An 11,248-nucleotide genomic window follows, 5' to 3' on the forward strand; every position below is an offset into this window, starting at 1 on the left:
CTGAAGCTGGAGAACGCACATGGCAGGGAAAAGGCCCTTCGGCAATCCCGTTCCGGTGAGCGATCTCGCAACCGAGATCCTCGACCCAGTGCTGCGCAAGCGGGCCGGTATGTCGATCGGACTGGTCCAGTCATGGGAAGAAATTGCCGGGCCGCGGCTTGCCGGCCGCTCGCGCCCGGAAAAGATCCAGTGGCCGCGCCGCATGCACGAGGACGATCCTTTCGAACCGGCGGTGCTGGTGATTGCCTGCGAGGGTGTGGCGGCGCTGCATCTGCAGCACGAGACCGGCGAGATCATCAACCGGGTCAATGCCTTCCTCGGTTTCAATGCGATCGGTCGGATCAAGATCGTGCAGAAGCCGGTAATGGCGGGCAAGGACAAGCCGAAACCCAGTTTGCGGCCGCTGACTGCGGCCGAGAAAGCGAAGCTGTCGGGCACCGTTGGTTTGATCGAGGACGGCGGGCTGCGCGCCTCGCTGGAGCGGCTTGGCGCCACCATTCTCGGTCAAAAGAAACCGTGATCTCGCGCTATCGTGATGGTATGCCCGGATTTGGCGATTGGAATAGGGGCGGTAATGCCTTAATTCGCGCCAACTCTCGCTTTTTGTAGACTTTGCATTGCAAAATCCAACTATTGCCAGGTGATTCGTATGATCCGTTCCTTGTCCCGCAGAAACCTTTTGACTTCGCTGGCCGCAATACCAGCGGTGGCGCTGCTTGCCGCCTGCAGCGACTCGGGCGAGAAAGCCGAGGCGCAGGATGTGACGCCTGCGGCTCCGGAACCTGCGAAGCCGGCCGCTCCGGCCGCCGCGGCGGCGCCGGAGGCTCAGGGCACGGTCGATATGGCGGCACTGCTGAAGCCCGGCGCATTGCCCGACATGCAGCTCGGCAAGGACGATGCAAAGGTCACTATCGTCGAATATGCGTCGATGACCTGCCCGCATTGCGCGCATTTCGCCGAGACCACTTTTCCGGAGCTGAAGACGAAATATATCGACACCGGCAAGGCCCGTTACATACTGCGCGAGTTTCCGTTCGATCCCAGCGCCGAGGCCGGTTTCATGCTGGCGCGCTGCTCCAAGGACAACTATTTCCCGATGGTCGACGTGCTGTTCAGGCAGCAGGCGAACTGGGTTGGTGTGAACAATACCAAGGACGCACTGCTGCAAATCGCCAAGCTTGCCGGTTTTACACAGGAGTCCTTCGAGGCCTGCTTGACGGACCAGAAACTTCTGGACGATGTGAGATCTGTCCAGAAGCGCGGCGCCGACGAATTCAAGGTCGATTCCACACCGACCTTTTTCATCAACGGAAAGACCTACAAAGGGGCGATGTCGATTGCGGAAATGTCGGCCATCATCGACCCTCTGCTCTGACGTTTCGGCAGCGCCGAAGCGGCGTAGCTTCGGCGTGCGCACTTCTTTGTCTTGCCGCGGGTTCTCCTTGCAAAACCGCGGCACAGTTTTGCGAAACTTGGCTATGGGCCGGCGCGAATGAAGTTCTCGCGCCTTCGCCTCCTCGGCTTCAAATCCTTCGTCGAACCCGGCGAGTTCGTCATCGAACGCGGCCTGACCGGCATCGTCGGGCCGAACGGCTGCGGCAAGTCGAACCTGGTCGAGGCGCTGCGCTGGGTCATGGGCGAAAGCTCCTACAAGAACATGCGTGCGTCCGGCATGGACGACGTCATCTTTTCCGGCTCGGGAACGCGTCCGGCCCGCAACACCGCCGAAGTCACGCTGTTCCTCGACAATAGCGACCGCACCGCGCCGTCCGCCTTCAACGACGCCGATGAGTTGCAGGTCTCGCGCCGCATCGAGCGCGAGGCCGGCTCGCTCTACCGCATCAACGGCAAGGAGGCTCGCGCCAAGGACGTTCAGCTGCTGTTCGCCGACCAGTCGACCGGCGCCCGCTCGCCCTCGATGGTCGGCCAGGGCCGCATCGGCGAGCTGATCCAGGCAAAGCCGCAGGCGCGCCGCGCGCTGCTGGAGGAGGCGGCCGGCATTTCCGGCCTGCATACGCGCCGCCACGAAGCCGAGCTGCGGCTGAAGGCGGCGGAACAGAACCTCGAAAGGCTTGACGACGTCGTCGGCGAGCTGGAGGGTCAGATCGAAAGCCTGAAACGCCAGGCCCGCCAGGCCTCGCGCTTCAAGAACCTGTCGGCCGACATCCGCAAGGCCGAAGCGACGCTGCTGCATCTGCGCTGGACGCTGGCCAAGACGCAGGAAGGCGAAGCGCGTTCGGCGCTGGCGATTGCCACCGCGCTGGTCGGCGACCGTGCCGCCGCCCAGATGGCTGCCGCCAGGGAACAAGGCATCAACGCCCACCGGCTGCCGGACCTGCGCGATGCGGAAGCCGCTGCCGCCGCCGCCTTCCAGCGTCTATCGATCGCCAAGGCGCAGATCGAGGAAGAGGCAGGCCGCATCCGCGCCCGCCAGGCTGAGCTCGACCGCCGACTGCAACAGCTCGATGGCGACCTTGCCCGCGAGGAGCGCATGGTCCGCGACAATGCGGATATCCTCGAACGCCTCGCCGCCGAAGAAGCCGCGCTCAACGCCGAAAACGCCGGCGCCGCCGAGCGCGAGGCCAGCACCCGCGCGGCTTTCGAGCAGGCGGCATCGACGCTTGCCTCGAGCGAGGCCAGGCTCGCCGCGCTGACCGCCGAACGGGCGGAGGCTGCCGCCTCGCGCAACCAGATCGAACGGACGCTGCGCGACACCGCTGAGCGCCGCGACCGCTTTGCCCGCCAGCTTGCCGATGTCGACCGCGAACTGTCGGAGATCGTCTCCAGGGTCGCCGGCCTGCCCGATCCCGCCGAGAAGCGGCTGCTGGTCGATCAGGCGCTGACGCTGCTCGAAGAGGCTGAGGCAGCCGCCATTGCCGCCGAACAGGCGGTCGCCGAGGCGCGTGCAGGCGAAAGTGCTGCCCGCCCACCGGTTCAGGACGCAAAGGCCGAGCTGGCGCGGATCGAAACCGAGGCCCGCACGCTGGCCAAGATCCTCAACGCCGCCAGCGGCGATCTATTTCCCTCGGTGCTGGAGCAGATCAGCGTCGAGCGTGGCTACGAGACGGCGCTGGGTGCCGCGCTTGGCGAAGATCTCGACGTGCCGCTCGACCGCAGTGCGCCGGTACATTGGGGCCAGAGCGAAATCCAGCCCGCCGACGCCGCATTGCCCGAAGGCATAAGGAGCCTCGCCAGCGTTGTGCGTGCGCCGGCACAGCTGGCCCGCAGGCTGGCCCAGATCGGCATTGTCGAAGCCGCCGACGGAAGACGGCTGCAGACGCTGCTTGCTCCCGGTCAACGGCTGGTCAGCCGCGAAGGCGCGCTCTGGCGTTGGGACGGCTTCACCGCCAGCGCCGATGCCCCGACCGCCGCCGCGCAGCGGCTGGCGCAGAAAAACCGGCTGGCCGAGCTCGATGCCGAAGCAGTCCATGCCACGCGCACCCTGCGCGAAGCTGAACAAGCCCTTGCCCAGGCCGAACAGGCGCTTGCCCAGGCGAGCGAGGCCGAACGCAACGCCCGACAGGCCGGGCGCGACGCCCAGCACGGGCTCGACGCTGCCCGCAACACGCTGGCCGAGGCCGAAAAAGCCGGCGGCGAACTGTCGAGCCGGCGTGCCGCACTTGACGAGGCGCGCGCACGCATTGTCGACAGCCATGAGGAAACGGCGGCGGCATTCGACGAGGCGGAAATGCTGCTGCAAGACGCGCCCGATCTCGGCGACCTGCAGTTGCAGCTAGAGCAGTCGGCGGCCAACGTCGCCCGCGACCGCGCCGCCCTTGCCGATGCGCGTGCCGTTCACGAGGGCCTGAGGCGGGAAGCCGAGGCACGTGCGCGTCGGCTCGATGCCATCGGCGTTGAACGGTGCAACTGGGTCGAGCGCGCCGAAAACGCCTCGACGCAGATCGCGGCGCTCGGCGAACGCAAAGCAGAGGCCGAGGCCGAGCGCGAGCAACTGGCCGACGCCCCCGACGAGATCGACGCCAAGCGGCGCGCCCTGCTGTCGCAACTCGCCGAGGCCGAAAGCCTGCGCAAGGCAGCGGGCGACCGCTTGCAGGAAGCGGAGAACCGGCAGTCCGAGCTGGACAAGGCTGCGACCGCTGCCATCCAATCGCTCGCCGAAGCGCGCGAAACGCGTGTTCGCGCCGAAGAGCGGCTGACCGCCGCCGACGAGCGTCGGCTGGAAGTCGAAGCGCGCATCCAGGAAACGCTGAACACGCCGCCGCATCTTGTGATCCGCCACACCGGCCTCGAACCCGACAGCCCGATGCCCGAAATGGCCGAGATCGAGCGTCAGCTCGACCGGCTGAAGGTCGAGCGCGAACGGTTGGGCGCCGTCAATCTGCGCGCCGAGGAAGAGCAGAAGGAATTGTCGGACCGGCTGGAGACCATCGTCTCCGAGCGCGACGACATCATCGAGGCGATCCGCAAGCTGCGGCAGGCGATCCACAGCCTGAACCGCGAAGGCCGCGAGCGGCTGCTCGCCGCATTCGATGTGGTCAACGGCCATTTTCAACGGCTGTTTTCGCATCTGTTCGGCGGCGGCACCGCCGAGCTGCAACTGATCGAGTCCGACGATCCGCTCGAAGCCGGGCTCGAGATCCTGGCGCGACCGCCCGGCAAGAAGCCGCAGACGATGACGCTGCTGTCCGGCGGCGAGCAGGCATTGACCGCGATGTCGCTGATCTTCGCCGTGTTCCTGACCAACCCGGCGCCGATCTGCGTGCTCGACGAAGTCGACGCGCCGCTCGACGACCACAATGTCGAGCGTTTCTGCAATCTGATGGACGAAATGGCCGCAACCACCGAAACGCGCTTCGTCATCATCACACACAACCCGATCACCATGGCGCGCATGGACCGGCTGTTTGGGGTGACCATGGCCGAACAAGGCGTCAGCCAACTGGTGTCGGTTGACCTGCAGGCGGCCGAAGCCATGCGCGAGGCAAGCTGACGCATCAGCTTAATGGTGGTCTCCACCTCGGCTTTCGACTATAGCACGACAAAATGGGCCGGATCTGCCGCTCCAGATACCGGCCCGGCTATGCGCGTGGAGAAGCTTGTTGCCTATACTTGTCACCGGAGCCGCGGGATTCATTGGCAGCCACGTTTGCCACCATCTGCTCGACCGGGGAGAAGCGGTCGTCGGCGTCGACAACATGAACGACTATTACGACCTGGCGCTCAAAAAGGGGCGGCTTGCCCGCCTTCTGCCCCATAAGGATTTTTCGTTCCACCAGATCGATATTGCCGAACAGGGCGCGCTTGCAGCCGCTTTGGCCGGGCAAGGCATCGTTAGGATCGTGCACCTTGCAGCGCAGGCAGGCGTGCGCCACTCACTCGACAATCCGCGGCTCTATATCCGCTCCAATGTCATGGGCCACCTCGAAGTGCTCGAATTCTGTCGCGCCGAACCGGCATTCGAGCATCTGGTCTATGCCTCGTCGAGCTCGGTGTATGGCGGCAACCGCAGCGTGCCGTTCAGCGAAGCCGATCAGGTCGACAAGCCCGTTTCGCTTTACGCTGCCACCAAGAAAACCGATGAGTTGATGAGCCACACCTACGCCCATCTGTTCGGCATACCGCAGACCGGCCTGCGGTTTTTCACGGTCTACGGTCCCTGGGGCCGTCCCGACATGGCCTATTGGATGTTCACCCAGGCGATGCTCGAGGGCAAGCCGATCCGGGTCTTCAACAATGGCGAAATGTGGCGCGATTTCACCTACATAGACGATGTTGTGAAGGCGGTTGTCGCCGTGCTCGACAAGCCGCCGGCGGCTGACGTTCCGCCGAACAGGCTCTACAATGTCGGCAACAACCGGCCGGTGCGTCTGGGCGACTTCATCGACATTCTGGAAAGGCTGCTCGAGGTCAAGGCAATCCGCCACAACGAGCCGATGCAGGCGAGCGACGTCGAGAAGACTTACGCCGACATGACCGCGCTGGAGCGGAATTTCGGCTTCAGGCCTAGCGTTTCGATAGAGGACGGGCTGAAGAAGTTTGTTGACTGGTACCGGCCGTACTCGAAGCAGTGATTTGCATCGCTCGCCGTGACGCCTTCAAGCGTGACACCTGGAGTGGGGCGCAAGTCGGTCCGCAAAAGCATCATTTTGTCCTAACATCCTGTTAACCACATGCTCGCTGAAAAGTATCCGATTAACCTTTGAGGCGCTTATGACCGCTATGTTTCGTGGCTTGCTGTTCAGTATGAGCTGTGTGGATGTGCGGATTCGGGGGCTATTTCGGTTCAGTCCGGGATGCGGAAGCTTTGCTTGCGCGCATGACGTCTGCGATCGCCCATCGCGGGCCGGATGAACAAGGGAAATTCGTAGCGCCCGAGGCTGGACTTGGGCATGCGCGGCTGTCGGTGATTGGAATTGGTGATGGCCAGCAGCCGATGTCCGACGAAACCGGCAATTTGACGATTGCGTTCAACGGCGAGATCTTCAACTACGTGGAATTGCGCGAAGGGCTGCTGGCCAAGGGCCGACGCTTCCGCACATCGAGCGATACCGAAGTTCTCCTGCAGCTGTATGACGAGATGGGCGAAGACTGCCTGTCGCTCCTGAACGGTGATTTCGCCTTCGCGATTTGGGATAACCGGCGGCGGCGGATGGTGCTTGCAAGAGACCGCATGGGTGTTCGGCCGCTGTTCTACACCAGCAAGGACGGGGTGCTCTACTTTGCGTCGGAGATAAAGGCCCTGCTGAAGGTACCCGGCGTCTCGGCCGAAATCGATCCGATTGCACTCGACCAGATCTTTACGCTGTGGGCGCCGATCGCTCCACGCACGGCTTTCCGCAACATCCACGAGCTGGAGCCGGCAAGCGTGATGATCGCGACACAGGGGCAAGTCACGGTCAAACCATATTGGCACCTAGACTACCCGTATCCGGATACGCCATCGAAGATCACCAATGAGGACGACGCGGCCGAGGAACTGCAGGCCCTGTTGACCGACGCGGTGAGGCTTCGCATGCGCGCCGACGTGCCGGTCGGTTCCTACCTTTCGGGCGGGCTCGATTCATCCCTCGTTTCGGCACTCGCGGCCGGCATGACCCCTCTTAAGCTGCAGACATTTTCCGTGACGTTCGACAGCGCCGAGCATGACGAAAGCGCCTTCCAGACCGAAATGGCGTCGGCACTTGGCACGCAGCATCGAACCATTGCGTGTCGTGCCGGCGATATCGCCGGTGTGTTTCCCGAAGTCATCCGCTTTACCGAGCGGCCGATCATCCGCACGGCCCCGGCTCCCCTCTATCAATTGTCCGGCCTCGTTCGCCAGGCCGGTTTGAAAGTGGTGCTGACAGGCGAAGGCGCCGACGAGGTCTTTGCCGGTTATGATGTCTTCAAGGAAGCGCGGGTTCGCCGTTTCTGCGCGCGACAGCCGGCATCGCGCATCAGGCCACAACTGTTCCGCAAGCTTTATCCCTATCTGCCGGGCCTGCAACAGCAGTCCGTGGAGTACCTGGCTGCGTTCTTCGGAACCGGCAGCGCTGCCCTGGACGATCCGCTGTTCTCGCATCGGCCGCGTTTCAAGACCACATCAGCGGCGAAGATGTTCTTTTCCGGTGACCTGCGCGCGACATTGAAGGGGTATGACGCAGCCGAGGACCTGGCCAGCCGGTTGCCTGAGGCATTTTCCCGGTGGCATCCGCTGCATCAGGCGCAATATCTCGAAACCCGCTTTCTCCTGCCGGGCTACATCCTCTCTAGCCAGGGCGATCGCATGGCCATGGCGCACGGTATCGAAGGGCGTTTCCCCTTCCTTGACCATCGCTTGGTGGAGTTTGCGGCCAGACTTCCGCCGGAGATGAAGCTGAAGGGACTGGTGGAAAAACACATATTGCGCAAAGCTGCCAAGCACCTGCTTCCGACGGCCATCCGCGAGCGCACCAAACAGCCTTACCGGGCACCGGAAGCCCGCTCCTTCGTTGGAGCGGGAGAACTGGACTACGTACGCGACTCACTGAGCGAAGCGAGCATCGCCGCCGGCGGACTATTCAACGCCAAGGCGGTGGCGAACCTGCACGAGAAATGCCGCTTGCAGCCAGCGTCCGGATTCCGCGACAATGCAGCTTTCGTCGGCATTTTGTCGACGCAACTGTGGCAGAAGATTTTCACCGGCGAAAAGGTCGGTGCAGCACGAGCGGCCTGAGAAATCGAGGGAATGAAAAATCATGGTAGCAATCAAGGACAAGGTCAAAACCTTTATCGTCGACAACTTCCTGTTCGGGGACACGTCCTACGAGCTTGCAGACTCCGTATCACTGATCGAGAACGGCATCATCGACTCGACGGCCGTGTTGGAGCTCGTGGCATTCATAGAGGATGATTTCGGCATAGCGATGGTCGATGCCGACATCGTACCGGCCAATCTGGATTCGATTGACCGCATCTCAGCCTTCATCAAGGCAAAGGCAGAAGCGCTGGCAGCGTAGGCGCCATCGGCGAGGAGCGTCCGTGCGGATCGAACATTTTCTGACGGCGAAGGCCGCTGCCCATCCAGCCAAAACGGCATTGATCACCGAGCACAAAAGGCTGTGCTATGAAGAGCTGGACGATCTTTCGAGCCGTCTGGCCGCCGCCCTTTTCATGAATGGCGTCAGTCGCGACGACCGGGTCCTTATCTTCATGGACAATTGCTGGGAGGCTGCGGTTTCGATTTTCGCAGTTCTTAAAGCAGGCGCGACTTTCAGTCCGATCAACGCATCCACCAAGGCCGAAAAGCTGGCCTACATCATCGCCGATTGCGACGCAGCTGCGATCCTCACGCAAGCAAAACTGATGCCCGTGGTCGCCGAGGCGTGCGGATCGTCCGGCAAGACCGGCATCTTCGTGGCCTCCACCGTTGCTGCCGATAACCAATGCCCGGCAGGGGCCACATCCCTGGCGGATTGCTTGACGCTCCAAGCCAGGGAGATTGACCATCGCGGCATTGACGTGGATCTTGCTATGTTGATCTACACCTCGGGCTCGACCGGCCGGCCCAAGGGCGTGATGATGACGCACCGCAATTGCGACGCGGCGGCCGACTCCATCACCAACTACCTGCGCAACTCGCCCGACGACATCATCTTGAATGTTCTGCCCCTCGCTTTCGACTACGGCCTTTATCAGTTGCTGATGGCTGTCAGGCTCGGCGCCACGCTCGTGCTCGAGAAGTCCTTCGCTTTTCCCCAGGCGGTCTTTGAACGCATCCGCCAGGAAGGCGTCACCGGGCTTCCGCTCGTGCCCACGATGGCAGCGATGATCCTGCAGATGCGTGATCTGGCGCCGGGCTTCCTGCCCAGCCTTCGCTATATTTCCAACACGGCGGCTGCCTTGCCGCCGGCTCACATAGAACGCTTGCGGTTCCTTTTTCCCGGTGTCAGGCTCTATTCGATGTATGGCCTGACGGAATGCAAGCGCTGCACCTATCTGCCGCCCGAGGAGCTCGACCGCCGGCCGGGGTCGGTCGGAATAGCCATTCCAAACACCGAAGCCTTTATCGTCGACGACCACGGGCAACGAGTGCCGCCGGGCATAGCAGGTGAATTGGTCATTCGCGGGCCGCACGTCATGCAGGGTTATTGGCGAAACGAAGCTGCGACGGAACAAACCCTGCGCCCAGGCCCGAACCCTTGGGAGAAGGTTCTCTACACCGGCGATCTGTTCAGGGCCGACGAGGACGGCTTTCTCTATTTCGTCGGCCGCAAGGACGACATCATAAAGACACGGGGAGAGAAGGTGGCGCCCAAGGAAGTGGAAGCCGTGCTTCACGCTCATCCGGGCATCGCGGAAGCGGTTGTCTTCGGCGTGCCGGATCCTGTGCTTGGGCATGCGATCGGCGCATTTGTCGTACGGTCCGACCCAGCGCTTGGCGAAAAAGATGTCGTTCGTCACTGTGCACGTCATCTTGAGGACTTCATGGTGCCCAAGATCGTCGAGTTTCGCCGCGAGCTGCCCAAGACGGATACCGGCAAGGTCAGCCGTCGGCTTGCGGCAGAGATGATGGAGGCCGCGCAATGAATGTTCGCCCGACCGAGGACGCGCGGACCTTTGTGGCGAAGGCTCTGGCGATCGACCCAGCCGCTGAAACGGACCGTATCGTAACGGCCTTGCGCCAGCAGTTGCGCGGGCTTCGCAAGCGGGGCCTTGTGCTCGGTCTTTCGGGCGGGATCGATTCGAGCGTGTCGGTCGCGTTGGCCGCACGTGCCGTCGGTCCGCGGAATGTGCTTTGCCTGTTCATGCCGGAAAGCGATTCTGATCCCGAAAGCCTGCGGCTCGGCCGCCTCGTCGCCGAAACTTTTGGTGTCGAGGCTGTGACGGAGGATATCGGGCCGGCCTTGCGCGCGATGGGCTGCTACCAGCGCCGCGACGCCTTCATCCGCGAATTGGTCCCGGAATACGGCGAAGGCTGGGCCTCGAAGATCGTGATCGCGAACGCGCTCGAGGGCCAAGGCTATAATATCTCGTCGCTGGTGGTGCAGGATCCCGAAGGCAAGCAGACGAAACTGAGAATGCCGTTGCCTGTCTATCTCGGCGTCGTCGCCGCTACCAATATGAAGCAGCGCACCCGCAAGCAGATCGAATACTATCATGCTGATCGTCTGAACTTCGCCGTTCTTGGAACACCGAACCGGCTGGAATATGATCAGGGATTCTTCGTGAAGAATGGTGACGGCGCCGCGGACGTCAAGCCGATCGCCCACCTCTATAAAACGCAGGTCTATGCGCTGGCGCCCCATCTCGGCGTTCCGGAGGAAATCCGGAACCGGCCGCCGACCACCGATACCTACTCGCTGGCGCAGACACAGGAGGAGTTCTACTTCTCGCTTCCATATGACCGTATGGATATTTGCCTTTACGGTCTCAACAACGGCATGGCGGCTGAGGTAGTGGGGCAGGCGGCGGGGTTGGCCGCCACACAAGTGGAACGCGTCTGGGCCGATATCATCGCCAAGCGAAAGGCGACGCGTTATCTGCACATGCGTCCGCAACTCGTCGAGGAAGTCGAAGAACTCGGTACCTGACCTGCTTCGAGACCGGCCACGTCCCAAAAAGCGCCTTAGGTACAAAACTCAATCAGCAGGCTGCCGCCAATGGCCGAGATCGGGCGGAAGTTGCCGTTCGTCTCATCTGCCAGAACGAGCACGTTGCGCCAGTGAACTAACCCGCTCGCGCGGGAGGGCGCGGGTTTCGAGGCTGACGCTTCGTCGGCAGCGCCGGTGAGGCTGTATTTGATCAGAGGTGACAGGCGGCCATCCGC

Annotated in this window: 9 protein-coding genes; 8 read left to right on the forward strand and 1 reads right to left on the reverse strand. The window is 62.6% G+C overall.

Translation table 11 applies throughout. The annotated features are described in order from the left end of the window. Positions 1-19 precede the first annotated feature (19 nt). The 8 genes from NKI18_RS30510 to nadE all read left to right on the forward strand — a co-directional run bounded on the left by NKI18_RS30510 (position 20) and on the right by nadE (position 11,012). Entirely contained in the window at positions 20-520 is a 501-nt protein-coding gene (locus tag NKI18_RS30510) for a DUF721 domain-containing protein (protein WP_352621681.1), read from the forward strand. Between the two features lie 129 nt (positions 521-649). Next, positions 650-1,375, forward strand: a complete 726-nt coding sequence (locus tag NKI18_RS30515) for a DsbA family protein (protein WP_352621683.1) — start codon at positions 650-652, stop codon at positions 1,373-1,375. A gap of 117 nt (positions 1,376-1,492) precedes the next feature. Further along, on the forward strand, positions 1,493-4,951 hold the full coding sequence (smc, locus tag NKI18_RS30520) for a chromosome segregation protein SMC (protein WP_353021647.1): 3,459 nt from the start codon (positions 1,493-1,495) through the stop codon (positions 4,949-4,951). 109 nt (positions 4,952-5,060) lie between these two features. Next, a complete protein-coding gene (locus tag NKI18_RS30525; RefSeq protein ID WP_352455763.1) occupies positions 5,061-6,032 on the forward strand; it encodes an NAD-dependent epimerase/dehydratase family protein in 972 nt (323 codons plus the stop codon). A gap of 185 nt (positions 6,033-6,217) precedes the next feature. Next, on the forward strand, positions 6,218-8,155 hold the full coding sequence (gene asnB / locus NKI18_RS30530; protein ID WP_352622645.1) for an asparagine synthase (glutamine-hydrolyzing): 1,938 nt from the start codon (positions 6,218-6,220) through the stop codon (positions 8,153-8,155). A gap of 19 nt (positions 8,156-8,174) precedes the next feature. Continuing rightward, positions 8,175-8,438 (forward strand): acyl carrier protein, encoded by a 264-nt coding sequence (locus tag NKI18_RS30535; protein ID WP_352449958.1) that lies wholly within the window; start codon positions 8,175-8,177, stop codon positions 8,436-8,438. 22 nt (positions 8,439-8,460) lie between these two features. Next, a complete protein-coding gene (locus NKI18_RS30540; RefSeq protein ID WP_352622647.1) occupies positions 8,461-10,008 on the forward strand; it encodes a class I adenylate-forming enzyme family protein in 1,548 nt (515 codons plus the stop codon). Then, a complete protein-coding gene (nadE, locus tag NKI18_RS30545; RefSeq protein WP_352622649.1) occupies positions 10,005-11,012 on the forward strand; it encodes an NAD(+) synthase in 1,008 nt (335 codons plus the stop codon). Before NKI18_RS30540 ends, nadE begins: the two co-directional genes overlap by 4 nt. A gap of 35 nt (positions 11,013-11,047) precedes the next feature. Here the strand turns inward: nadE and NKI18_RS30550 are convergent. Next, on the reverse strand, positions 11,048-11,248 hold a 201-nt coding region (locus NKI18_RS30550; protein ID WP_353021652.1), incomplete at its 5' end, for a hypothetical protein.

It is taken from the genome of Mesorhizobium sp. M0800 (assembly GCF_040320095.1).
GTDB lineage: Bacteria > Pseudomonadota > Alphaproteobacteria > Rhizobiales > Rhizobiaceae > Mesorhizobium.

Excerpts from the sequence above, each read along its gene's own strand:
- NKI18_RS30515 (WP_352621683.1), top strand. The coding sequence starts at position 650 with ATGATCCGTTCCTTGTCCCGCAGAAACCTTTTGACTTCGCTGGCCGCA.
- asnB (WP_352622645.1), top strand. The coding sequence starts at position 6,218 with ATGTGCGGATTCGGGGGCTATTTCGGTTCAGTCCGGGATGCGGAAGCT.
- nadE (WP_352622649.1), top strand. The coding sequence starts at position 10,005 with ATGAATGTTCGCCCGACCGAGGACGCGCGGACCTTTGTGGCGAAGGCT.
- NKI18_RS30510 (WP_352621681.1), top strand. The coding sequence starts at position 20 with ATGGCAGGGAAAAGGCCCTTCGGCAATCCCGTTCCGGTGAGCGATCTC.
- smc (WP_353021647.1), top strand. The coding sequence starts at position 1,493 with ATGAAGTTCTCGCGCCTTCGCCTCCTCGGCTTCAAATCCTTCGTCGAA.